This window comes from Streptomyces turgidiscabies Car8 (assembly GCF_000331005.1).
GTDB lineage: Bacteria > Actinomycetota > Actinomycetes > Streptomycetales > Streptomycetaceae > Streptomyces > Streptomyces turgidiscabies.
Window position 1 is genome coordinate 1 of the sequence record NZ_AEJB01000635.1, and the last position, 22,107, is coordinate 22,107.

General features: G+C 71.2%; 23 protein-coding genes, 2 pseudogenes and 1 riboswitch. Of the genes and pseudogenes, 13 read left to right on the forward strand and 12 right to left on the reverse strand.

The window, feature by feature from the left end; all coding sequences use genetic code 11:
* From STRTUCAR8_RS44220 to STRTUCAR8_RS44235, 4 genes and pseudogenes are all read right to left on the reverse strand, one after another.
* Nucleotides 1–328: pseudogene (locus STRTUCAR8_RS44220) on the reverse strand (Clp protease N-terminal domain-containing protein); the annotation flags it as partial.
* 235 nt (nucleotides 329–563) lie between these two features.
* Nucleotides 564–974, reverse strand: coding sequence for a DUF3040 domain-containing protein (locus STRTUCAR8_RS44225; RefSeq protein ID WP_006383037.1), 411 nt, complete (start codon nucleotides 972–974; stop codon nucleotides 564–566).
* A gap of 274 nt (nucleotides 975–1,248) precedes the next feature.
* Complete coding sequence (locus tag STRTUCAR8_RS44230; RefSeq protein WP_006383027.1) at nucleotides 1,249–2,019, reverse strand: methyltransferase; 771 nt, start codon at nucleotides 2,017–2,019, stop codon at nucleotides 1,249–1,251.
* A 139-nt stretch (nucleotides 2,020–2,158) separates the two neighbouring features.
* A complete protein-coding gene (locus STRTUCAR8_RS44235; RefSeq protein WP_006383021.1) occupies nucleotides 2,159–2,728 on the reverse strand; it encodes an SAV_6107 family HEPN domain-containing protein in 570 nt (189 codons plus the stop codon).
* 178 nt (nucleotides 2,729–2,906) lie between these two features.
* Between STRTUCAR8_RS44235 and STRTUCAR8_RS44240 the strand changes: the two genes are divergently transcribed.
* The 5 genes from STRTUCAR8_RS44240 to STRTUCAR8_RS44260 all read left to right on the forward strand — a co-directional run bounded on the left by STRTUCAR8_RS44240 (nucleotide 2,907) and on the right by STRTUCAR8_RS44260 (nucleotide 9,043).
* Nucleotides 2,907–3,716, forward strand: a complete 810-nt coding sequence (locus STRTUCAR8_RS44240) for an ATP-binding cassette domain-containing protein (protein WP_006383042.1) — start codon at nucleotides 2,907–2,909, stop codon at nucleotides 3,714–3,716.
* Nucleotides 3,688–5,772, forward strand: coding sequence for a YhgE/Pip domain-containing protein (locus STRTUCAR8_RS44245; protein WP_006383024.1), 2,085 nt, complete (start codon nucleotides 3,688–3,690; stop codon nucleotides 5,770–5,772). Before STRTUCAR8_RS44240 ends, STRTUCAR8_RS44245 begins: the two co-directional genes overlap by 29 nt.
* A gap of 44 nt (nucleotides 5,773–5,816) precedes the next feature.
* On the forward strand, nucleotides 5,817–6,446 hold the full coding sequence (locus STRTUCAR8_RS44250) for a TetR/AcrR family transcriptional regulator (RefSeq protein WP_006383032.1): 630 nt from the start codon (nucleotides 5,817–5,819) through the stop codon (nucleotides 6,444–6,446).
* A 391-nt stretch (nucleotides 6,447–6,837) separates the two neighbouring features.
* On the forward strand, nucleotides 6,838–7,452 hold the full coding sequence (locus STRTUCAR8_RS44255; RefSeq protein ID WP_006383031.1) for a DUF4126 domain-containing protein: 615 nt from the start codon (nucleotides 6,838–6,840) through the stop codon (nucleotides 7,450–7,452).
* An 82-nt stretch (nucleotides 7,453–7,534) separates the two neighbouring features.
* Nucleotides 7,535–9,043: a phytoene desaturase family protein gene (locus STRTUCAR8_RS44260; protein ID WP_179200646.1), complete on the forward strand. Its 1,509-nt coding sequence runs from the start codon at nucleotides 7,535–7,537 to the stop codon at nucleotides 9,041–9,043.
* 46 nt (nucleotides 9,044–9,089) lie between these two features.
* Here the strand turns inward: STRTUCAR8_RS44260 and STRTUCAR8_RS44265 are convergent, their stop codons facing one another.
* The 6 genes from STRTUCAR8_RS44265 to STRTUCAR8_RS44290 form a co-directional block, all read right to left on the reverse strand.
* Nucleotides 9,090–10,151 (reverse strand): SCO2102 family sporulation regulator, encoded by a 1,062-nt coding sequence (locus STRTUCAR8_RS44265; RefSeq protein ID WP_006383025.1) that lies wholly within the window; start codon nucleotides 10,149–10,151, stop codon nucleotides 9,090–9,092.
* A gap of 56 nt (nucleotides 10,152–10,207) precedes the next feature.
* The gene (gene metF, locus STRTUCAR8_RS44270) at nucleotides 10,208–11,131 is read right to left on the reverse strand and encodes a methylenetetrahydrofolate reductase [NAD(P)H] (RefSeq protein ID WP_006383020.1); all 924 of its coding nucleotides are present in this window, start codon (nucleotides 11,129–11,131) and stop codon (nucleotides 10,208–10,210) included.
* Between the two features lie 120 nt (nucleotides 11,132–11,251).
* The gene (gene thiE / locus STRTUCAR8_RS44275; protein WP_006383043.1) at nucleotides 11,252–11,938 is read right to left on the reverse strand and encodes a thiamine phosphate synthase; all 687 of its coding nucleotides are present in this window, start codon (nucleotides 11,936–11,938) and stop codon (nucleotides 11,252–11,254) included.
* A gap of 105 nt (nucleotides 11,939–12,043) precedes the next feature.
* Nucleotides 12,044–12,415 (reverse strand): Rv2175c family DNA-binding protein, encoded by a 372-nt coding sequence (locus tag STRTUCAR8_RS44280; RefSeq protein ID WP_006383044.1) that lies wholly within the window; start codon nucleotides 12,413–12,415, stop codon nucleotides 12,044–12,046.
* 96 nt (nucleotides 12,416–12,511) lie between these two features.
* Nucleotides 12,512–13,750 carry an NAD(P)/FAD-dependent oxidoreductase gene (locus STRTUCAR8_RS44285; RefSeq protein ID WP_407705487.1) on the reverse strand — a complete coding sequence of 413 codons (1,239 nt, stop codon included), beginning with the start codon at nucleotides 13,748–13,750 and terminating at the stop codon, nucleotides 12,512–12,514.
* 53 nt (nucleotides 13,751–13,803) lie between these two features.
* Entirely contained in the window at nucleotides 13,804–14,166 is a 363-nt protein-coding gene (locus STRTUCAR8_RS44290) for an avidin-fold protein (protein WP_006383022.1), read from the reverse strand.
* A gap of 51 nt (nucleotides 14,167–14,217) precedes the next feature.
* Nucleotides 14,218–14,330: riboswitch (TPP riboswitch) on the forward strand.
* Here STRTUCAR8_RS44290 and thiO point away from each other — a divergent pair.
* From thiO to STRTUCAR8_RS44320, 6 genes are all read left to right on the forward strand, one after another.
* Nucleotides 14,328–15,491, forward strand: coding sequence for a glycine oxidase ThiO (gene thiO / locus STRTUCAR8_RS44295; protein WP_006383036.1), 1,164 nt, complete (start codon nucleotides 14,328–14,330; stop codon nucleotides 15,489–15,491). (Overlaps the previous riboswitch by 3 nt.)
* Complete coding sequence (gene thiS / locus STRTUCAR8_RS44300; RefSeq protein ID WP_006383041.1) at nucleotides 15,488–15,688, forward strand: sulfur carrier protein ThiS; 201 nt, start codon at nucleotides 15,488–15,490, stop codon at nucleotides 15,686–15,688. The genes thiO and thiS overlap by 4 nt, the downstream gene beginning before the upstream one ends.
* Nucleotides 15,689–15,691: 3 nt before the next feature.
* Entirely contained in the window at nucleotides 15,692–16,486 is a 795-nt protein-coding gene (locus STRTUCAR8_RS44305) for a thiazole synthase (RefSeq protein WP_006383029.1), read from the forward strand.
* A gap of 208 nt (nucleotides 16,487–16,694) precedes the next feature.
* A complete protein-coding gene (gene pknB / locus STRTUCAR8_RS44310; protein ID WP_006383028.1) occupies nucleotides 16,695–18,668 on the forward strand; it encodes a Stk1 family PASTA domain-containing Ser/Thr kinase in 1,974 nt (657 codons plus the stop codon).
* Nucleotides 18,669–18,702: 34 nt separating this feature from the next.
* Nucleotides 18,703–19,572: a deoxyribonuclease IV gene (locus tag STRTUCAR8_RS44315; RefSeq protein ID WP_006383026.1), complete on the forward strand. Its 870-nt coding sequence runs from the start codon at nucleotides 18,703–18,705 to the stop codon at nucleotides 19,570–19,572.
* Nucleotides 19,573–19,672: 100 nt separating this feature from the next.
* Nucleotides 19,673–20,155, forward strand: a complete 483-nt coding sequence (locus STRTUCAR8_RS44320; protein WP_006383030.1) for a DUF4396 domain-containing protein — start codon at nucleotides 19,673–19,675, stop codon at nucleotides 20,153–20,155.
* 42 nt (nucleotides 20,156–20,197) lie between these two features.
* Here STRTUCAR8_RS44320 and STRTUCAR8_RS44325 read toward each other — a convergent pair whose 3' ends face one another.
* Nucleotides 20,198–20,845, reverse strand: a complete 648-nt coding sequence (locus STRTUCAR8_RS44325) for a sulfite oxidase-like oxidoreductase (RefSeq protein WP_044473952.1) — start codon at nucleotides 20,843–20,845, stop codon at nucleotides 20,198–20,200.
* 184 nt (nucleotides 20,846–21,029) lie between these two features.
* Between STRTUCAR8_RS44325 and bfr the strand changes: the two genes are divergently transcribed.
* Nucleotides 21,030–21,509, forward strand: coding sequence for a bacterioferritin (gene bfr, locus STRTUCAR8_RS44330; protein WP_006383034.1), 480 nt, complete (start codon nucleotides 21,030–21,032; stop codon nucleotides 21,507–21,509).
* Nucleotides 21,510–21,528: 19 nt separating this feature from the next.
* On the opposite strand, the gene STRTUCAR8_RS44335 is transcribed toward bfr, so the two are convergent.
* Nucleotides 21,529–21,765 carry a (2Fe-2S)-binding protein gene (locus STRTUCAR8_RS44335; RefSeq protein ID WP_078507502.1) on the reverse strand — a complete coding sequence of 79 codons (237 nt, stop codon included), beginning with the start codon at nucleotides 21,763–21,765 and terminating at the stop codon, nucleotides 21,529–21,531.
* 122 nt (nucleotides 21,766–21,887) lie between these two features.
* Here STRTUCAR8_RS44335 and STRTUCAR8_RS50965 point away from each other — a divergent pair.
* Nucleotides 21,888–22,107: pseudogene (locus STRTUCAR8_RS50965) on the forward strand (3-deoxy-7-phosphoheptulonate synthase); the annotation flags it as partial.

The window sequence follows — 22,107 nt, forward strand, 5'->3', positions numbered from 1 at the left end:
GGGAGACGACCACCACGTTCCTGGCCCGTGGCGTGAAGCGGTTGAAGCCCTGGCTCGGGTCGAGATCCGACTCGCCCTTCGGCACGAACCGCTTCTGCGCGGCCTGCCGGGTGACACCCATGCTCCTGCCGATGTCGGTCCAGGAGGCACCGGAACGGCGTGCCTGGTCCACGAAGTGCCCGATCAGATGGTCGGCCACGTCGCCGAGGTGATCGGCGGCGAGCATCGCGTCCTGGAGCTGGTCGAGGGCGTCGGTGTGGACTTTCTTGATCGCCTCGATGAGGTCGTCGAGGCGTACGGAGGCCCGTACGGGCTGATGGCTCGTCATGTGTCAACCCTAGGTTGGCAGCAACAGGACTGTCAACCCGAAGTTGACAGTCGGTGTCGACGGCATCGAACGACGCCATGAAACGATCGACGGGTGACCAGCAGCACCCCCCTCCCGCCCGACCCGCCCGGCACGGTCGAGCGCGCCTTCGAGGCCGCCCTGTACGCCGACACGGACACCTCCCTCGCCGGCATGTCATGTCTCGCGGTCACAGCGCGGGGACTGCGGCCGAACGCTACTGGCCACCCTGCTGTTCGTCGCGGCGGCGCTGCCAGCGCTCCTCGATGCGGTCCATCATGGAGCGCCGCTGCCGACCCTGTCCGCGACCGTGCGGAGCTCCGGGGGCGGCACCCGCTGCGGGCTGTTCACCCGGCTTGGGAGCCTTGCGCCAACCTGTCACGGCCAGTACCGCACAGCCCAGCATGACGAGGAATCCCACCACGCTGACCCAAATCTGCTGTGCGACCATTCCGGCCATGAGGAGCGCGATACCTACGAGGAAGCCCGCGACCGCCTGGTAGACCCGTCGCCGGGTGTACGTGCGCAGCCCGCTTCCCTCAAGCGCTGTCGCGAACTTGGGATCTTCGGCGTACAGCGCTCGCTCCATCTGCTCGAGCATTCGCTGCTCGTGCTCCGAGAGCGGCACGGAGTCCTCCTCATCGTGCAGTCGCCGGGGCGACCGGGGGTCCCCTTCAGGATAGGCAGGGAATCGCCCCCGTGAAACCCGCCCCTCTACGCCAATTGACAACCGGAATCCGCCATGGCCGCCCGGCTCACTGAGGCGTTCATTCCCCAGCAACCGGAGGGTCATGCAGAGCGGTCTCCCTCGATCATACGGCTCCGGGCCGCCGATCGGGTGGCCTGTGGCGTACTCCATCTGCGGCCGAGCCCCTGATCAGCGGTCCGCCGCCGGAGGTGACTCAGGCCTCAGCGGCACCCGGCGTCTCGCCGAGCACATGGAGCTGGGTGGCGACGGAGTGGAACGCGGCCTGCTCGGCCGCCGCGGCCTCCAGCTTCAGCAGCGCCTCCAGGGCGCCGGGCTCGGTGTCCACGAGGACGCCCGGCACCAGGTCGGCGAAGATCCGTACGCCGTGCACGGCGCCCACGCGCAGGCCCGCGCCCTCGACCAGCGCGGTGAGCTGTTCCGCCGTGAACCGGTGGGGCACGGGGTCACTCTCGCCCCAGCGGCCGTTCGGGTCGTCGAGTGCCCGCTTGGCCTCCTTGAAGTGCCCGGCGAGGGCCCGCGCCAGCACGGCGCCGCCGAGTCCGGCGGCGAGGAGGCTGAGGACGCCCTCGGGGCGCAGGGCGGCCACCACGTTGCGGACGCCCTCGGCCGGGTCGTCCACGTACTCCAGGACTCCGTGGCAGAGCACCGCGTCGTAGCCACCGCGCTCGACGACGTCGAAGAGGCCGTGCGCGTCACCCTGGACGCCCCGGACGCGGTCGGCGACGCCTGCCTCGGCGGCCCGGCGCTCCAGCGCGAACAGCGCGTTGGGGCTCGGGTCGACGACGGTGACGCGGTGGCCGAGGCGGGCGACGGGCACGGCGAAGTTGCCGCTGCCGCCGCCGGTGTCGAGGACGTCCAGCGACTCACGCCCGGTGGCTTTGCCCCGGCGCTCCAGGGCGTCCTGCAGGACCTCCCAGACCACTGCGGTCCGGAGAGAGGCGCGGGGGCGAGTCGGGTTCGACACGGCAGGTGACTCCTCGGCGCGGCGCCGCCTCTTGTACGGCGGGGTGAACGGGGTGCCTTCCCGGCCCCGGTGGGCTGCGGAAAAGGCTGCGACTTCTCCACCACCCTATGGCCTCCGGTGGCGTACCCGGTCATCCGTCTCAGCCCGCGTCGGGGACGCCCCGGTCGCTCTCCTGGAGGGCGTCCGGAGGTGTGTCCGGGTCCTGACGCGGCTGGGGAAGCACCGGCTGGAGGACGAGCATCCGCTCGACGAGGCGCAGGAACATCGCCACGTCGCGTATCAAGTCGTCGGCGTCACGGCTGCCGGCCGCGCCCTGGATGCCGGCCTCGGCGCGGGCTCGGCGGGGGGCGCCGGAGGCGAACAGCGCGCTCCACTCGGCGAGTTCGGGCGCTATCTCGGGGAGCACCTCCCAGGCGCTGCGGATGCGCGCCCGGCGCCTGGGGGTGGGTTCGGGGCGGCCCCGGGCGGCGAGCACCGCCGCGGCGGTGCGCAGGGCGGCGAGGTGGGCGGTGGCATACCGCTCGTTCGCGGTCTCCAGGACCGACGCCTCGTCGAGTCCGGCGCGGGCCTGGGCGAGCAGGTCGAGGGCGGCGGGCGGCGCTGTGGCCCGGCGGAGCACGGGGTGTACGTCGCCCGCAGGACCGTTCAGTGAGGGGGCAGGGCCGGGGGCGCGGCGCCGACGGGCGGCGGCTGCGTTCGAACTGGCCATGACGAACCTCCTGTCGTCTGTGTGACGGCACGCCCCGACGGGAGGTGCCGTATGTGCCCATCGTGCGGTATGCCACTGACAATCCGTTCTGACCTGGTCTTTTGCCTCGATCGAAGGTTCGAGATAGCTTTTGCACTGACCAGTCAGTTCAAAAGCTTGTTTCGAGGGGACGGGAACTGTGGACGGTCCGCACGGGCTCGGGGTGACCACCCGGGCCTTCGGGCTCAAGGGGCCTCGCGGCTGGGCATTCCGCGAGATGTCCTTCGACGCGGAGCCCGGCTCGCTGATCGCGGTGGAGGGGCCGTCCGGATCGGGACGCACCTGCCTGCTGCTCGCGCTCACGGGCCGGATGAGGGCCACCACCGGGTCGGCCACGGTCGGCGAGTGGCACCTTCCCGAGCAGGCGGCGGCGGTGCGCCGCGTGAGCGCGCTCGCGCACGTGCCCGGTGTCACCGACCTCGAACCCGCCCTGACCGTCGGGGAGCACCTGCGGGAACGGGCGCTGCTGGAGCGCCGGTTCGGCGGTTCCCTGCGCGCGCTGCTGCGGCCACGGGCGGAACGGGCGGCCGAGACCCAGCAGCGCGTCGACGCCGCCTTGACGGCCGCCGGTCTCGACCGTGAGTCGCTGCCCAAGGGCTCCCGGACCGCCGTACGTGATCTGGAGCGGCTGGAGGCGCTGCGGCTGTCCGTGGCGCTTGCCCTGATCGGCGGGCCGCGGCTGCTGGGGGTGGACGACACCGACCTGAAGCTGTCGGACGCCGAACGGGCCGAGGTGTGGACGCTGTTGCGGTCCCTCGCCGCGGCCGGAACGACCGTGGTCGCGGTGTGCAGCGAGGCTCCGGAAGGGGCCGTCACCGTGTCGACGTCGCCGCGCGCGAAGGAGACAGCGGAGACGGACGAGGCGGAGACAGCCGAGGCAGTGGTTCACGACGCAGGGACTCACGAGAAGGAGACGGTGGATGCGCTCCCCGAGACTGGCCGCGCTTGAGCTCAGGCGTTTCGGCCGGGGCAGGCTCCCGAGGGCCGCGCTGGCCGCGCTCCTGCTGCTGCCGCTGCTGTACGGCGCCCTGTACCTGTGGTCCTTCTGGGACCCGTACGGCAGGCTGGACCGCATCCCTGTGGCGCTCGTGAACGACGACAAGGGGGCGAGCGTCGCGGGCAAGCGGCTCGCCGCCGGTGCCGACATCGTCAAGGGGCTGCGCGACAGCGACACCTTCGAGTGGCACGAGGTGAGTTCGGCCGAGGCCCGGGAGGGCGTCGAGAACGGCACGTACTACCTGTCGCTGACCATGCCGGCCGACTTCAGCGAGCGGATAGCGTCCAGTTCGGGCGACTCCCCGGAGACGGGCGCGCTCCAGGTGCAGACGAACGACGCCAACAACTACATCGTCGGGCAGATCTCCCGGACGGTGTTCGGCGAGGTGCGCACCGCCGCGTCCACCAAGGCGTCGCGGTCGTTCCTGGACCGGATCTTCGTCTCGTTCTCCGACATCCACGGGCAGACGGTAAAGGCCGCCAAGGGCGCCGACACGCTCTCAGGAGGCATCGACAAGGCCGAACAGGGCTCCAAGGACCTCGCCGACGGGCTGAAGGACGCCAAGGCGGGCAGCGGCAAGCTGGTCGGCGGGCTGAAGAAGCTCGACACGGGCGCGGGTGATCTGGCGGACGGTTCGCGGCAGGTCGCGGCGGGTACGCAGAGGCTCGCCGACCGGGTGGACGGCGTCTCGGACCGGCTGGGGCCCTTCCTCAGGGACAACGAGAAGACCATCGGGGACGCCGCCCGGCTCGTCGCCGACTCGGCCGGTACGGTCCGGCGCAACCTCGGCACCCTGGTGAAGGCCGCCCCGGCCGCCGCCAAGGGCGCCCACGCGGCCTCCGACACCCTGAAGGGGGTCTACAGGGCGCGCTGCGAGACCGCGGTGCTGCCCGACGCCGCGTGCGCCGACCTGAAGAAGGCCAGGGACGCGGCGGCGGACGTGGCGACGGTCGCCGACGACGTCAACGCACTGATCGCCGACCAGAACGGCGATCTGGACCGGCTCGACCAGCACCTCGCCACGCTCCAGAAGCAGGCCCAGGCACTGGCCGACCGTGCCCCGCGCCTCTCCGAGGACCTCGACGACGCCGTACGGCAGGTCGACAAGCTCAACGCCGGGGCCGCACAGGTCGCCGCGGGAGCGCGGAAGCTGCACACCGGGCTCTCCACCGCCAGGACCGGCGCGACCACCCTGGACGTGGGCGTCGGTGACCTCAGGACGGGCGCGGACGACCTCTCCGGAGGCATGTTCAAGCTCGCCGACGGCTCCGGGAAGCTCGCCGGCGGACTGCACGACGGCGCCGGGCGGATCCCCGACTACGACCGGCAGGGCCGCGACGCGCGCACCGAGGTGATGTCCGACCCGGTGCAACTCGCCTCCAGGGACCTGCACAAGGCACCCAACTACGGCACCGGGTTCGCCCCCTACTTCATCCCGCTGTCCCTGTGGGTGGGCGCGATGGTCGCCTACATGCTCATCCCGCCGCTCAACCGGCGGGCGCTCGCCGCGGGCGCCCCGGCGTGGCGTGTCACCCTGGCGGGCTGGCTGCCGGTGGCCGCTCTGGGGGTGCTCCAGACCGTGGCCCTGATGTCCGTACTGCACTGGGCGATCGGCCTGGAGATGGTCCGCGCGGCCGGGACGGTGGGCTTCCTGTTCCTGGTCACGGCGTGTTTCGCGGCGATCGTCCAGTGGCTGAACGCGCGCTTCGGAGCGGCGGGCCGGATTCTCGTACTCGCCCTTCTGATGCTCCAGTTGACGTCCGCGGGCGGCACCTATCCCGTCCAGACGAGTCCCGGTTTCTTCAACGCGATCCACCCCTTCATGCCGATGAGTTACGTCGTCGAGGCCCTGCGCAGGCTCATCACTGGCGGTGGGCTCGGCCCGGTGTGGCAGGCGTGTGCCGTGCTGGCGGCGTTCACGGCCGGCGCCCTGGCGCTGACCGCCGTCGCGGCCCGTCGCGGCCAGGTGTGGACCCTGGACCGGCTGCACCCGGAGTTGAGCCTGTGACGTCTCGTCAGCGCGGGTCCGGTGTTCCTGTGAGAATCAGGGCCATGGAACGCAGCAGCACCCCGTCGGGCGGCAGTCCCCGCCGCGAGGCCACCCGGCAGAAGCTCTACGAGGCCGCCGTCACCCTCATCGCGGAACAGGGCTTCTCCGCCACCACGGTGGACGAGATCGCCGAGCGGGCCGGAGTCGCCAAGGGCACGGTCTACTACAACTTCGCGAGCAAGTCGGTCCTCTTCGAGGAGTTGCTGCGGCACGGTGTGGAACTCCTCACCGCCTCCCTTCGGGAGGCGGCCGAGCGGACCGACCGGGACGGCGGCACCAAGGTCGACGCCCTGGACGCGATGGTCCGGGCCGGGCTTGTCTTCATCAGCCGCTACCCGGCCTTCACCCAGCTCTATGTGGCCGAACTGTGGCGCACCAACCGAACCTGGCAGTCCACCCTGATGGTGGTCCGACAACAGGCGGTGGCGGTCATCGAGGACGTCCTGCGCGAGGCGGTGGCGCGCGGCGAACTCAGCGACGAGATCGACATCCCGCTGACCGCGGCGGCCCTGGTCGGCATGGTCCTGGTCGCCGCCCTGGACTGGCAGTCCTTCCAGCCCGAACGCTCCCTGGACGACGTCCACTCGGCCCTGTCCCGGCTGCTCCAGGGGCGGGTCGGCGGCAACCGGTAGGCGGGCAGGGCTGGGCGCACAGGAAAGCGCCGGTTCGATGTGGCCGCGTCCCCCGCGGGCCATCTCGAACCGGCGCTTCCTTCCTGCTCCCCCGTTCCCCTCCCCCATTTTCCCCGTTCCCCGTGTTCCCCCGTGCGGTCGTTCCCCCGGGCCCCCCGTGCCTCGCTCCCGCCGACGGATCGGCGGAAGGAGCGGTCCAGGGCACCGGCACCGTTCCGCCGCCCCGTGTCGGCGGTACCGGAGCCGTGCCCTTTTCCGTGTCTCCACTCTCTCGTTCCCGCAGGTCGCCGCTCATCCGTGCGCCTACTCATCTCTCGTCCTAGGTACGCGTACTCAGCCCTGCGCACTCACCCTCAGGACGCGCCGTTGCCGACTGGTTACGATCGCGTCCGTGTCCGTACTCCCTTTGGTCTTCACCAGCGGCTGGGCCAGCGGCATCAACGCCTACGCGGTGGTGCTGCTCCTCGGCGTCTTCGGCGCGACCGGGCTGAGCGACGAGGTGCCCGAGTCGTTGCAGCGTCCCGAGGTACTCGTCGTGGCGGGCGTGCTGTTCCTGTGCGAGGCGGTCGCCGACAAGATCCCGTACGTGGACTCGGCGTGGGACGCGGTGCACACGGTGATCCGGCCGGTCTCCGGGGCCGTCGTCGGGGCGCTGCTGGCCGGGCAGAGCGGTTCGCTGCCCGATCTGGCGGCAGGCGCGATCGGCGGCTCCACGGCGCTGGCCAGCCATGTGGTCAAGGCCGGGACGCGGATGGCGGTCAACACCTCGCCTGAGCCGTTCAGCAACGTGATCCTGAGCCTCGCGGAGGATCTCGGGGTCGGCACCGTCGTGACGTTCGCGATGTTCCACCCACAGGCGGCGGCGATCATCGCGGGCACACTGCTGCTCACCGGCCTGGTCGTGCTGTACTTCCTGGTCTCCCGGATCAGACGGTTCCTGCGGCGCCGGGCCCAGCGGCGCGAGGAGAAACGGCTCGCAGCCGGGACAGAGTGGCCGCCGGGCTGAGCCAGGCTCCACCTGTTTCCGTGAACTCCCTGGTCACAGGCCCGTGGCGGGATTGTCAGTGGGGGCGGATAAAGTCCCTCGCATGGCACGGATTGCGGTGATCGGCGCCGGCATGGGCGCGATGGCGGCCGCTGCCCGGCTGGCCGTCGCGGGCCACCGGGTGGCGGTGTACGAGCGTGGGGAGACGTATGGCGGAGGGGTGCGCCGCTTCGAGCGTGACGGCTTCTCCTTCGACACGGGCCCCGGGCTGCTCACCCTGCCCGCGGTCTACCGCGACCTGTTCGTCAAGACCGGCAAGCAGCCCCTGGAGGAGTGCGTCGAGCTGGTCCAGGTCGACCCGTCCTCGCGGCACGTCTTCGCGGACGGCACGGAGGTCGCCCTGCCGAACGCGTCCCGCGCGGGCGTCGTCCAGGCTCTGGAGGCGGCTCTCGGGGCCGGGGCGGGCGACCGCTGGGGCGACTTCCTGGTCAGGGCCCGCGAGGCCTGGGACCGCACCCGCAGACCGCTCCTGGAGGAGCCGCTGTGGACCGACTGGCGGGTGCTGGCCGAGCGTGAGCCCTATCCGGCGGTCCCCCACAAGCGGCTGCTGCGCACCCGTCGGGCCGGCACGCTGAGCGAGGTCGCCGCCTGGGAACTGCGCGACCCCCGTCTGACCGCCCTGCTCGACAGCCACGCCCTGGAGTACGGCCTCGATCCCCGGGACGCCCCGGCGAGCGCGGCCGTGCTGCCGTACATGGAGCACGCCTTCGGCACCTGGTATGTCCGGGGCGGCGTCCGGGAGTTGGCGCGCGCGGTGTACGAGAGGTGCCTGGCCCGGCGGGTCGAGTTCGTCTTCGGCGCCGAGGTCACGGCGATCGTCGAGAAGGACGGCCGGGCGGCCGGGCTGGAGCTGGCCGACGGCACCGTCACGGAGGCCGATCATGTCGTCGCGGGCGTGGATCCCGTACGGCTGAGGGGGCTGACGGAGCACGCGCTCGACGCCGACGGTGATGTGCCGCCCGACGCGTCGACGCCGTCGCCGGGCCGGTTCACCGTGCTGCTGGCCCTGCGCGGGGCCCGTGCGGCGGGCGCCGCGCATCGCACAGTCGTGCACACGCCGGACCGGGACGCCGAGTTGGACTGGGTGAGCGGGGAGGGAAACGGCCCGGTGCGGCCCACGGTGACCGTGCTGCGGCCCGACGATCCCGCGCTGCGGCCCGACGGGGAGCACGAGTCCGTGGTCCTGACGGCCTCGGCACCGCCCCGGGGCGACTGGGCGGTGGACGCGCCGGTGGAACGCTTCGCGACCCTGATGGCCGACGCGGCCGAGTCCGCTGTTCCCGGGCTGCGGGAGCGGGTTCTGTGGCGGGAGATACGCACACCCGGGCGGAGCGGGGACGAGACGGGCGCCTTCTGCGGAGGGGTGTCGGCACCCTCGCTCGCCGGTGGGAACGGGGACTTCCTGCATCCCGCCAACACCACCCGACTGCCGGGGCTGTACCGCGTGGGCGGCTGGTCGCATCCCGGAGGCGGACTCGCGCACGCCGGCATGTCGGGCGCCCTGGTCTCCGGGCTGATCGTGGAGGGGCCGGGCTTCCGGGGCTCGCAGTGAACCCCGGGGCGGCCGGGCGGAGCGGCGGTCCTCAGCAGCGACGCGGCTAGAAGCGGTACTGCTCGTCGTACCCGTTCCCGGGCGTCTGTCCGTTGCCGTTGCCCTGTCCGTTGCCGTTGTCCTGGTAGGGATACTGCTGCTCCGGCGGGAGTTCGCCGCCGAACAGCGGGTCGTCGGTGTTGCGCTGCTGCGGGACCCAGACACCGCTCGCCGGGGTCTCGCCGTAGCCGCCGGTGCCGTACTGCTCCTGGCCGTAGCCCTGCTGACCGTACTGCTGCTGGTCGTAGCCGGAGTCGTACGAGGTGCCGCCGTAGCCCTGGCCGATGTACGGGTCTGAGTAGGCGGCGTACTGCTGCTGGCCCGAGGCGTCGTAGCCGTACTGCTGCTGGTCGTAACCGGTGTAGCCGTCGTATCCGTAGTTCTGGTCGCCGCCCTGGGTGGCACCGGCGTACGACTGGTCCTGGCCCGCGCCCGCGTAGGACTGGTCCTGGCCGGTCGCCGCGGCGTATGCGGCGTCGCTGTATATGCCGTAGGAGCCGGTGTCGTCGGGCAGGGGCTGAGGTTCGTAGACGGCCGCGCCCTCGGCCCCCGTGGGCCGGACGGAGCGGGCGGGGGTGAAGACGTCGTCCCGGTCGTAGTCGCGGTCGAAGTCGTTGCCCTGCTGGTACGTTCCGGCACCGGTGTCGAACGCGTCGTGGCCCGCGCCGTCGGCGGAGTTGTCACCGAAGCCCGCGTCGGGGCCGCTGCCCGATGCGTACGCGGCCTCGGACGCTTCCAGGTCGGAGACCTCCAGCGTCGGGTCCTTGTACTCTCCGTCGCCGCGTCCCTTGCCGAACCGCGAGAGGAAGCCCGGGCGGCCCGCGACGGCCCAGCCGGCCGAGAAGCCGCTGCGGAACGACAGGGTGACGTACGTCTGCCCGACCGCGAAGGCCGCTGCGCCCAGGCCGATGACCAGCACATTCGGGATGAGCACGCCGAGGACCACACCGAGGAACCCGGCGAAGGCGAGCAGCCGCCAGCGCAGCCGCGCCTTGTACTGGAGCAGAACCTCGCCGAGTAGCCACAACGCGACGATGCCAAACGCGATGTAGAGGACCGTCCAGCCCATGTACGCCCCTCTCCCAGTGGCCGCTACGCAGTGTGTCGTACGCCCGTGCGGCCGGTCTAGGCCCGCTGTGGGTGGTGCAGACCCAGGTTCTCGTAGATTTCCAGCGAGGCCGTGGAGTTGTTCAGCGTGATGAAGTGCAGTCCGGGGATTCCCTCGGCCAGCAGTCGCGCGCAGAACTCCGTGGCGAACTCGATGCCAATGGAGCGTACAGCCGCCGCGTCGTCTTTGGCTGTGAGGATCCGCTCTTTCAGGGTAGAAGGGATGGCCGCGTTGCTGAGCTGAGGCAGCCGCTCCAGCATCCGCACGCTGGTCACGGGCATGACCTCGGGGATGACCGGGGTCGGGCAGCCCGCCGCCGCGACCGCGTCACGCAGCCGCAGATACGACTCCGGGTGGAAGAACATCTGCGTGATCGCGTAGTCCGCTCCGGCCCGGCACTTGTCGACGAAGTGCGTGACGTCCGTGTCCCGGTCCGGGGAGCGCGGGTGGGTCTCGGGGAAGGCGGCGACGCCTACGCAGAAGTCGCCCGACTCCTTGATGAGGCGCACGAGTTCGGCGGCGTACGTCAGGCCGCTCGGATGCGGCACCCACTCGGCCATCGGATCGCCGGGCGGGTCTCCGCGCACGGCCAGGATGTTCCGGATGCCCGCGTCGGCGTACTGGCCGATGATGTTGCGCAGTTCGGCGATGGAGTGGTTGACCGCGGTGAGGTGGGCGACCGGGGTGAGCGTCGTGTCGGAGACGATCTGCTGGGTCTCCTTGACCGTGCCCGCGCGCGTCGACCCGCCGGCGCCGTACGTCACGGACACGAAGTCCGGCGCGACCGCCTCGACCCTCCTGAGCGCGTTCCACAGGTTCCGCTCGCCCTTGGGGGTCTTCGGCGCCGAGAACTCGAAGGAGTACGTGGTTTTGCCGGTCGCGAGCATGTCCCGCACAGTGCGCGCGTGGTCGGTTCGGGTGGACGCGGTTCCGAGGGCCATACCCGCAGGTTAGTCAGGGGGTGGCGGTCTCCCAACCGGATGACGGAAATTTGCCCCGGAATGTCGACTTGTTGTCCACCCCTCGGACAGTCGGCCCTCAGCGGGCTCCCGTCGTCCGGCCTACAGGGACCGCAGCCGCCCGGCGAACTCCGCCGCCGCCGCGCCCGGGTCGTCGGCCTCGGTTATCGCCCGTACGACGACGACCCGGCGGGCGCCCGCCGCGAGTACCTCGTCCAGGTTGCCGAGGTCGACACCGCCGATGGCGAACCAGGGACGCTCGGTGGCGAGCCCGGCCGTGTACCGGACCAGGTCGAGGCCGGGCGCGTGGCGGCCCGGCTTGGTGGGGGTCGGCCAGCAGGGGCCGGTGCAGAAGTAGTCGACGCCCTCCTGGACGGCGGCTGCCGCCGCCTCGGACTCGGCGTGGGTGGACCGGCCGACGAGCACGTCGGGGCCGAGGATCGCGCGGGCCGCCGGGACGGGCAGGTCACCCTGGCCGAGATGCAGGACGTCGGCGCGGGCGGCGTGGGCGACGTCCGCGCGGTCGTTGACCGCGAGGAGCCTGCCGTGCCGTGCGCAGGCGTCGGCGAAGACCTGGAGGTGCTCCAGCTCCTCGGCCGCCTCCATGCCCTTGTCTCGCAGCTGCACGATGTCGACACCGCCGGCCAGGACGGTGTCGAGGAACTCGGCGAGGTCGCCCTGCCGTCTGCGGGCGTCCGTGCAGAGGTACACCCGGGCGTCGGCGAGCCGGTCGCGGGCGGTGCGGGTGTCGGCGCTCGCCCCGGGCACGGTTTCGGTCGTCTCGGGCATACGTGTGTCCCCCCGTGGGCGCGCCCACGGGTGTTCTCCCGGGCGCGCCCCTGCGTGGTGTGGCGGTGTGCGGATCGCGGCCCGCACACCGAACGGCTGGTCGGATCAGACGGCGAGCGCCTGGGCGCGGCGCTTCACCTCCGTGCCGCGATTCTCACTGAGGGCCTGCGCGGGGGTGCCGGGCAGGCTCGGGTCGGGAGTGAAGAGCCACTCCAGCATCTCCTCGTCGGAGAAGCCGTCGTCCCGCAGGAGCGTCAGGGTGCCGGTGAGGCCCTTGACGACCTTCTGCTCGACCCCGTCGATAAATGCGGCGGGAACGTGCAGCGCACGGTTCTCGCCACGGCGTACGGCGATCACTTGGCCCTCCTTGACCAGCTGCCGGACGCGCGTCACCTCGATATCGAGGATTTCCGCGATGTCGGGCAGCGTGAGCCAGGCAGGGACGAGAGCATCGGTCTTTGCGTCAATCTCGGTCACGGGACAAGCCTGCCATCCCGCACTGACAGTCGGAAGCCGGGCCCCTGTGACCTGGGCCGTTACGGTGGCGTCGAGGGCGCGTCGGGTCCCGCCGGACTATGCCGTGGCCGCCTTCAGCGGCCTGGACGGGTCGGTCAGCGCCTCGGCGTCCATCAGGGAGCCGGCCTCGACCAGCCGGCGCCCCTGGGCCAGGTCGCGGGGGCGGCCCACGGCCAGCAGGGCGACCAGGCGGCCCTCCCGCAGCCAGCAGACCGTCCAGGCGGGGCCGGACGGGTCGCCCCGCCACAGGGTGGTGTCGGCGGACTGGTGGTGGCCGACGTACTGGACGAAACGGCCGAACTGCTCCGACCAGAAGTACGGGACCGGGTCGTAGGCCGCCGGGGACTCCCCGATGATGTTCGCGGCGACCGTCCGGGGTCCCTGGAGGGCGTTGTCCCAGTGGTGGACCAGAAGGCGCCGGCCGTACCTTCCCGAAGGGAAGGAGGCGCAGTCGCCGACCGCGTAGACGTCCGCCGCGGAGGTGCGCAGACGGTCGTCGGCGACGACCTCCCGGTGGTCGCCCAGGGCGATCCCCGAACCCGCGAGCCAGGCGGTGGCCGGGCGGGCGCCGATGCCGACGACGACGGCGCCCGCGGGCAGCCGTGAGCCGTCGTCGAGCACCACCGCGCCGGGCTCGACGCGTGCCACGCGCGCGTGGGTGCGCAGTGAGGCGCCGCTGTCGGCGTACCAGGCGGCCATCGGGGCGGCCACCTCGGCGGGCAGGGCGCCCGCGAGCGGCCGGTCGGCGGCCTCGACGACGGTGACGGCGCAGCCTGCCTCGCGCGCGGCGGTGGCGAACTCGGCGCCGATCCAGCCGGCCCCGACGACCACGATGTCGTGCTGGCGTGCGAGGACGGGCCGCAGCCGTTCGGCGTCGTCGAGGGTGCGCAGCAGGTGCACACCGGGGACGCCCTCGGTGCCCGGCAGCCGGATCGGTTCGGCACCGGTCGCGAGTACCAGGACGTCGTACGGGACCGGTCCCTCGGCGGTGTCCAGCTCGTGTTCGGCGGCGCGGACGCCCAGCACCTCGCGCCCGAGCAGCAGTTCGATGTCGAGGGCCTCGAAGTCGACGTCGAAGGCGGAGCCCTCCGCCTTGCCGAGCAGGACGGCCTTGGACAACGGCGGCCGGTCGTACGGTTGATGGGGTTCGGCGCCGAGGACGGTGACGGTGCCGGTGAACCCCTGCTCCCGCAGGGCGACCGCGGTCTGCACCCCGGCCATGCCCGCGCCGACGACGACCACGCGTCCCGGCCGCGACCCGGCCTCTGTGCCCTGTGCCTGCGTCTGCTCACTCACTCGATCACCATAGACAACTGACAATTTGTCAGTCAGCGGGCGCGGTAAGTGACCTACTGCACACCCGCGTCCTCGACCTGTTCGACCTGTTCGACCACGCTCGTCCCACTGCCCGGCTGCGACTCCCACTCCCAGGTCTCCGCCAACCGCACCCGCCCGTCGGGCAGTTCGGTCACCTCGGAGACACAGTGGCCGGAGGAGGTCGTCCCGTCGTGCTTCAGCTGCACGTACCGGAAATCGAGACGGTCCCCTTCCCGCGTACCCACAAGATGGCCGCGTACGACATCTCCGCCCGTGTACTCGGCCCAGATCTCCCCGTCCCGCTCGTGGTAGGTGAACCGGGTGCGGGTACCCACCTGACCTGGCGCCTGGTCCGTGGCCGGGGCGAGGACGAGGCCGTCGAGCGAGCGGGGCATGGGCGGAGGCTCCCTTACGTGTGCGTTGCTCTGCGGGCTAGGCTGATCAGCGTAAGCACTCGCGGGAGCCCGGACGCACCGGGCTGAGAGGGAGGCTGGGCGGCCTCCGACCGTACGAACCTGATCCGGGTCATGCCGGCGAAGGGAGGGGCTGGACGCCCATGTCGCGTACGCACACCTCGGACGTCGTCGTCGTCGGCGGCGGGATCATCGGGCTGGTGACGGCCTGGCGGGCCGCGCAGCGCGGGCTCGCCACAACGGTCGTGGATCCCGTGCCGGGTGGCGGGGCCGCACAGGTGGCGGCCGGGATGCTGGCCGCCGTCACGGAGCTGCACCACGGCGAGCAGACCCTGCTGGGGCTCAACCTGGAGTCGGCCCGCCGCTATCCGGACTTCGTGGCCGAGCTCACCGAGCTGACCGGCCGCGACCTCGGCTACCGCCGCTGCGGCACCCTCGCCGTCGCGCTCGACGCCGACGACCGCGCCGAACTGCGCGAACTGCACGCCCTGCAGCAGCGGTCGGGCCTGGAGTCGGAGTGGCTCTCGGGGCGCGAGTGCCGGCGCCTGGAGCCGATGCTCGCGCCGGGCGTGCGCGGGGGGCTCCGGGTGGACGGCGACCACCAGATCGACCCGCGACGGCTGGCCGGGGCGCTGGTGGACGCCTGCGAGCGGGCCGGCGTGGTGCTGCGCCGGACGTGGGCCGAGCGGCTCGACGTACGGCGGGGACGGGCCGTCGCGGTCACCGACTCCGCCGGCGACGAACTGGCCGCCGGCTCGATCGTGTTGGCCGGGGGCAGCCTCAGCGGACGCCTCGCAGGGGTCCCGGAGGCCGTTCTGCCGCCCGTACGGCCCGTGAAGGGCCAGGTGGTCCGGGTGACCGTGCCGGAGCGGTACGCGCCGTTCCTGAGCCGGACCGTCCGGGCCGTGGTCCGGGGCAGCCAGGTCTACCTGGTGCCGCGCGAGAACGGGGAGCTGGTCGTCGGGGCGACGAGCGAGGACCTGGGCTGGGACACGACCGTCACGGCGGGCGGCGTGTACGAGCTGCTGCGCGACGCCCATGAACTCGTCCCCGGGATCACCGAGCTGCCCTTGACGGAGACGCGGGCCGGACTGCGCCCCTGCTCCCCCGACAACGCACCGCTGCTCGGCCCGACCGCGCTGGAGGGGCTCCTGCTGGCCACGGGCCACTACCGGAACGGAGTACTGCTGACGCCGGTCACGGGAGACGCGATGGCCACCGTCCTGACCACCGGTGAACTGCCCGGCGAGGCCCGGGCCTTCACACCCCGCCGGTTCGACACCGTACGCATGGAGCAGCTCGTATGAACATCCTGGTGAACGGCCGGCGGCGCGAGGTCTCCCCTGACACCGCGCTCGACACTCTGGTGACGACCCTCACCCCGGCGCCCTCCGGAGTGGCCGCCGCGCTGAACGAAACCGTCGTCCCGCGCGCGCGGTGGTCGGCGACCCCCCTCTCCGAGGGAGACCGCGTCGAAGTCCTCACCGCCGTCCAGGGAGGCTGAGCCATGGCCGACGATCCGTTTGTCCTCGGCGGTACGACCTTCACGTCCCGGCTGATCATGGGTACGGGGGGTGCGCCCAGCCTCGACGTGCTGGAGCGGGCGCTGGTGGCCTCCGGCACGGAACTGACGACGGTCGCGATGCGGCGCGTCGATCCCTCGGTGCACGGGTCGGTGCTGTCGGTACTGGAGCGGCTCGGCATCCAGGTGCTGCCCAACACCGCGGGGTGCTTCACCGCCGGGGAGGCCGTGCTCACGGCTCGGCTGGCCCGGGAGGCGCTGGGTACGGACATGGTGAAACTGGAGGTCATCGCCGACGAGCGGACGCTGCTGCCGGACCCGGTCGAACTGCTGGACGCGGCGGAGGTGCTGGTGGAGGACGGGTTCACGGTGTTGCCGTACACGAACGACGACCCCGTGCTGGCGCGGAAGCTGGAGGACGTGGGCTGCGCCGCGGTCATGCCGCTGGGGTCGCCGATCGGGTCGGGGCTGGGGATTCGCAACCCGCACAACTTCCAGCTGATCGTGGAGCACGCGCGTGTGCCGGTGATTCTGGACGCGGGGGCGGGGACGGCGTCGGATGTGGCGCTGGCGATGGAGTTGGGGTGTGCGGGGGTGATGCTGGCGTCGGCTGTGACCCGGGCGCAGGAGCCCGTGCTGATGGCGGAGGGGATGCGGTACGGGGTTTCGGCGGGGCGGTTGGCCTACCGGGCCGGGCGGATCCCTCGGCGGCACTTCGCTTCGGCGTCGTCTCCTGTTGCCGGGCTCGCTCGGTTGGATCCTGAGCGGCCCGCTTTCTAGGCACCCGGCGCTGTCCTGCCCTCGATCTCCCACCCGCGCACCGCCCGTTTCAAGCCCGTTTGCAGGTGCGGCTCTCCTGTGGGACTGCTCGCCGTCGGCGGCTCTCCCTCGCGATCTGCGTCACAGGTCGGCTTCAGTCCCGCTGCTTTCCTGTGCATTCCTGGCCGAAACTTCGGCCTTGTCAGCGGCGGCTCGTACACTCACCTGCGTGGATACGACCCTTCAGGACCCTCTCGTCGGGCAGGTGCTCGACGGCCGCTATCGCGTCGACGCGCGGATCGCGGTCGGTGGGATGGCCACGGTCTACCGGGCCGTGGACACCCGCCTGGACCGTGTGCTCGCCCTCAAGGTGATGCATCCGACGCTCGCCGCCGACGTGTCCTTCGTCGAGCGGTTCATCCGGGAAGCGAAGTCCGTGGCCCGGCTCGCGCATCCCAACGTCGTTCAGGTCTTCGACCAGGGCGCCGACGGGTCGTACGTCTATCTCGCCATGGAGTACATCGCCGGCTGCACCCTGCGTGACGTGCTGCGTGAGCGCGGCGCGCTCCAGCCGAGGGCGGCCCTCGACATCCTGGAGCCCGTGCTCGCCGCACTCGGTGCCGCGCACCGGGCCGGGTTCGTGCACCGCGACATGAAGCCCGAGAACGTGCTCATAGGGGACGACGGGCGGGTCAAGGTCGCCGACTTCGGGCTCGTGCGGGCCGTGGACACGGTCACCAACACGACGGGCTCCGTCCTCGGCACGGTCTCCTACCTCGCGCCCGAGCAGATCGACAGCGGCACGGCCGATCCCCGGGTCGACGTGTACGCCTGCGGCATCGTCCTCTACGAGATGCTGACCGGCGACCAGCCGCACTACGGCGACTCCCCCGCGCTGGTGCTCTACAAGCACCTGCACGAGGACGTGCCCCCGCCCTCGGCCCTCGTGCCGGGGCTGGCCTTCGAACTGGACGCGCTGGTCGCCTCGGCCACCGCGCGCAACGCCGACATCCGCCCGTACGACGCCGTGGCGCTGCTCTCGCAGGTCCTGGAGACGCGCGGCTCGCTCGACGCCGAGCAGCTGGACGCCGTCCCGCCGCAGGCCGTCGCCTCGGCGCACGACAACGCCGAGGACCTCACGAGCGTCATCCCGCGCACGCCGGCCGTCGCGCGACCCCTGCCCGTCAACGAGGACGAACACCCGGGTAGCGAGCGGCAGTTCGACCGGACCGGCCGGACCAATCGGACGAGCCTGCTGGGTGCCGTCGCCGCCCCGGAGGCCGCCCCGGCCTCCCGGAGGGCCGCACGGAGTCCGAGGCGTCGGGCGCCGCTCGCCATCCTCGTCGCCGCCGTGCTCCTCGTCCTCGGCGTCGGCGCGGGCGTCTGGTACATCAACTCCGGGCAGTTCACACGGGTCCCGGCGGTGCTCTCGCAGACCCAGGCGGACGCCGAGAACCGGATCTCGGCCGCCGGGCTCGAATTCAGGACCACGTCCGCCTACAGCGACACGGTGAAGCGCGGCGCCGTCATCAGCACCGACCCCGACGTCGGCGAGCGCATCCGGGACCACGACACCGTGACGCTCACCATCTCCCGGGGGCCGGAGACCGTGCCGGTGCCCCAGCTCACGGGGTACCGCCTCGACAAGGCCAGGGCCGTGCTGAAGCGCGACGGTCTGGAGCCGGGGATGGTCACCCGGGAGTTCAGCGAGGAGGTGCCCCGGGGTTCCGTGATCAGTACGAGCCCGGATCCCGGCACCGAGCGGCGCGCGGGTTCCGCGGTCGCCCTCGTCGTCAGCAAGGGCAGCCCGGTGGAGGTCTCCGACGTCACCGGCGCCAGTCTCGCCGACGCGCAGGCCGAGTTGGAGCAGGCCGGGCTCAAGGTCAAGGTCGCCGCCAAGACCGTCACCTCGGACGACTTCGAGAAGGGTCAGATCGCCGTCCAGTCCCCGGTGGGCGGCAGCGAGGCGGCCGAGGGCGACACCGTCACGCTGACAGTGTCCAAGGGCCCCGAGATGATCGAGGTCCCGGACGTCGTGGGTGACAGCGTCGACGACGCGAAGGCGGCCCTGGAGGGGGCCGGGTTCACGGTCGACGAGGACCGTGGGCTCCTCGGGCTCTTCGGTGACACGGTGAAGAAGCAGTCCGTGGACGGCGGGGACACCGCCCCCAAGGGGTCGAAGATCACCATCACGATCCGCTGACGGGACGCGGAGCGCCGCGTGACACCCTGAAAGGGTGACCAGCAAGCAGCTCCGCAACCCCGTCGGCGGCCATGTCCCCGTGGCCGGCGGTCTCCACTCCGTCGGCCTGTCCTACGCCCGTGACCTCCTGGCCGAGACCGTGCAGGTCTTTGTCGCCAACCCGCGCGGCTGGGCGACCCCCGTCGGCAATCCACGGCAGGACGAGGAGTTCCGGGCGGCCTGCGCCGAGGCTTCGATCCCGGCGTACGTCCATGCTCCCTACCTGATCAACTTCGGCTCGCACACCGAGGCGACCGTCGAGCGGTCGGTGGAGTCGCTGCGGCACTCGCTGCGGCGCGGGCGGGAGATCGGTGCGCTGGGCGTGGTGGTGCACACCGGGAGCGCGACCGGTGGGCGGGAGCGTTCCGTGGCCCTGAAGCAGGTGCGGGAACATCTGCTCCCCCTGCTCGACGAGCTCTCCCATGACGACGACCCGTATCTGCTCCTGGAGTCGACCGCCGGGCAGGGTTCCTCCCTCTGCTCGCGCACCTGGGACTTCGGGCCGTACTTCGAGGCGCTCGACGCCCATCCCAAGCTCGGCGTCTGCCTCGACACCTGCCACATCTTCGCCGCCGGGCATGACCTGACCGGGCCCAGCGGCATGCACCAGACCCTCGACCTGCTCGTGGACACCGTCGGTGAGGGGCGGCTCAGGCTGATCCACGCCAACGACTCCAAGGACGTCGCCGGCGCGCACAAGGACCGGCACGAGAACATCGGCGCGGGCCATATCGGCGAGGACCCCTTCCGCGCGCTGATGACGCACCCCGCGACCGAGGGCGTACCGCTGGTCATCGAGACGCCCGGCGGGAAGGAAGGGCACGCGGCGGACGTGGAGCGGCTGAAGAAACTCCGGGACGGGTGACGGGACGGACAGCGGGACGGACAGCGGGACGGGAATACCCCCAGGGGGTATATTGCTGGTGAGTGCAGGCAACCGTGACCACGTGAGACCGGGGGTACCCATGGAACACGAGACACACGCACACCAGCACATCCAGCACACACCGGCAGCGACATGGGCCGTGGCCGTCCAGGCCACTCTTCACTGCCTCACCGGCTGCGCCATCGGCGAGGTGCTCGGCATGGTCGTCGGCACGGCGTTCGACTGGGGGAACCTGCCCACCACCGTGCTGGCGATCGTGCTGGCCTTCGTCTTCGGCTACTCACTCACCCTGCGTGGCGTCCTGCGGGCCGGCGTCGGCCTCCGCACTGCCGTCCGGGTGGCGTTGGCCGCGGACACCCTGTCGATCGCCGTGATGGAGCTGGTCGACAACGGCGTGATCGTGCTGTGGCCGGGCGCGATGGACGCGCAGCTCGACGACCTGCTTTTCTGGGGCGCACTGGCGATCTCACTGGTCATCGCCTTCGTCGTCACCACGCCGGTCAACAAGTGGACGATCGGCCGCGGCAAGGGCCACGCGGTGGTGCACCAGTACCACCACTGACTCCGGGAACGCAGAGCCTCGGGACCTCGAAACCTCGGATCCTCAGAGCTCGGGGCCGTCCCCGGGCTCCTCCTGGTACGAGTAGCGCTGCTCGCGCCAGGGGTCGCCGACGTTGTGATAGCCGCGCTCCTCCCAGAAGCCGCGGCGGTCGGCGGTCATGTACTCGACCCCGCGCACCCACTTGGGGCCCTTCCACGCGTACAGGTGGGGCACCACCAGCCGGAGGGGGAAGCCGTGTTCCGCGGTGAGGAGTTCGCCGTCCTTGTGGGTGGCGAAGATCGTGCGGTCCGAGACGAAGTCGGCCAGCCGGAGATTCGAGCTGAAGCCGTACTCCGCCCAGACCATGACGTGCGTGACCTCGGCGGCGGGCGGAGCGGCCTCGATGATCGTCCGCGCCGGAATTCCGCCCCACTCGGCGCCGAGCATGCTGAACTTCGTGACGCAGTGCAGGTCGGCCATGACGGACGCGTAGGGAAGGGCCGTGAACTCCGCGTGGTTCCAGCAGTGCTTCTCGCCGTCGGCGGTGGCGCCGAAAACCCTGAACTCCCAGCGCTCGGGGCGGAATTTGGGTACCGGACCGTAATGAGTGACCGGCCAGCCGCGCTGCATGCGCTGCCCCGGCGGCAATTCGGGCCGCGCCGCACCTCCTGAATCGCGCTCTCCCGATTCATTTTCCACCGGCTGACCCATGACTCCATCCTGACAGACCACGAAGACTGCGCATGACCAGGCCGTCCAGAGTCCAGCAAGTCCGGATAACTTGGACTAAGCATGCCCTTACTTACTAAGTGCGCACTTACTGGACGATCTTCGTCGGCGGTGCAATCATTCGGCGGCAACCTCCCCAGTTCCCCGCTTGGAAGGAGCCTCTGCGATGCAGGGCGACCCCGAGGTCCTCGAATTCCTCAACGAGCAGCTGACCGCCGAACTCACGGCGATCAACCAGTACTTCCTGCACGCGAAAATGCAGGAGAACTTCGGCTGGACGAAGCTCGCGAAGTACACGCGGCACGAGTCGATCGACGAGATGAAGCACGCGGAGATCCTCACCGACCGCATCCTGTTCCTGGACGGCCTGCCGAACTACCAGCGACTCTTCCATGTGCGGGTGGGACAGACCCTCACGGAGATGTTCCAGGCGGACCGGCAGGTCGAGGTCGAGGCGATCGACCGCCTCAAGCGCGGTGTCGAGGTCATGCGCGGCAAGGGCGACATCACGTCCGCGAACATCTTCGAGTCGATCCTCGCGGACGAGGAGCACCACATCGACTACCTGGACACCCAGCTGGAGCTGGTGGAGAAGCTCGGCGAGGCGCTCTACATCGCGCAGCTGATCGAACAGCCGGAGAGCTGAGAACACCGGCCCGCAGAGGTCAGGCAGCCTCGTCCAGCCGTTCGGCCGTGACCGGCGCACCCTCGTCCACGAGCCCGCGGGTCGGGTAGGCACCCCTGCCCAGCAGCGCCTGGATACGTCGTACGCACGAGCCGCAGTCCGTGCCCGCCTTGCAGGCCGACGCTATCTGCCGGGGAGTGCAGGCGCCGTCCGCCGCATGCTTCTTCACCTGCGCCTCGGTCACTCCGAAGCAGTTGCAGACGAACACGCGGGTCACCTCCCGACGGGGTACAAGGGCCGTGCCGTACCGAGACCGGGGATGTCCGCAGACGTCCGCCTGATCGGTGAGGCAAACCTAACCTTACCCGGATCGCGGGTGCCCGAAAAGCTTGCTGTGGGCGCAACCCGATCGGCATCAAGCTCGGCCCGACGACGACGGCCGAGGAGGCGCTGCAGTACATCGAGCGTCTCGACCCCGACCGTGAGCCGGGCCGGCTGACCTTCATCGTCCGTATGGGTGCCGACAAGGTCCAGGACAAGCTGCCCGAGCTGGTCGAGAAGGTCACCGCCTCGGGCGCGACCGTCGCCTGCATCACCGACCCGATGCACGGCAACACCT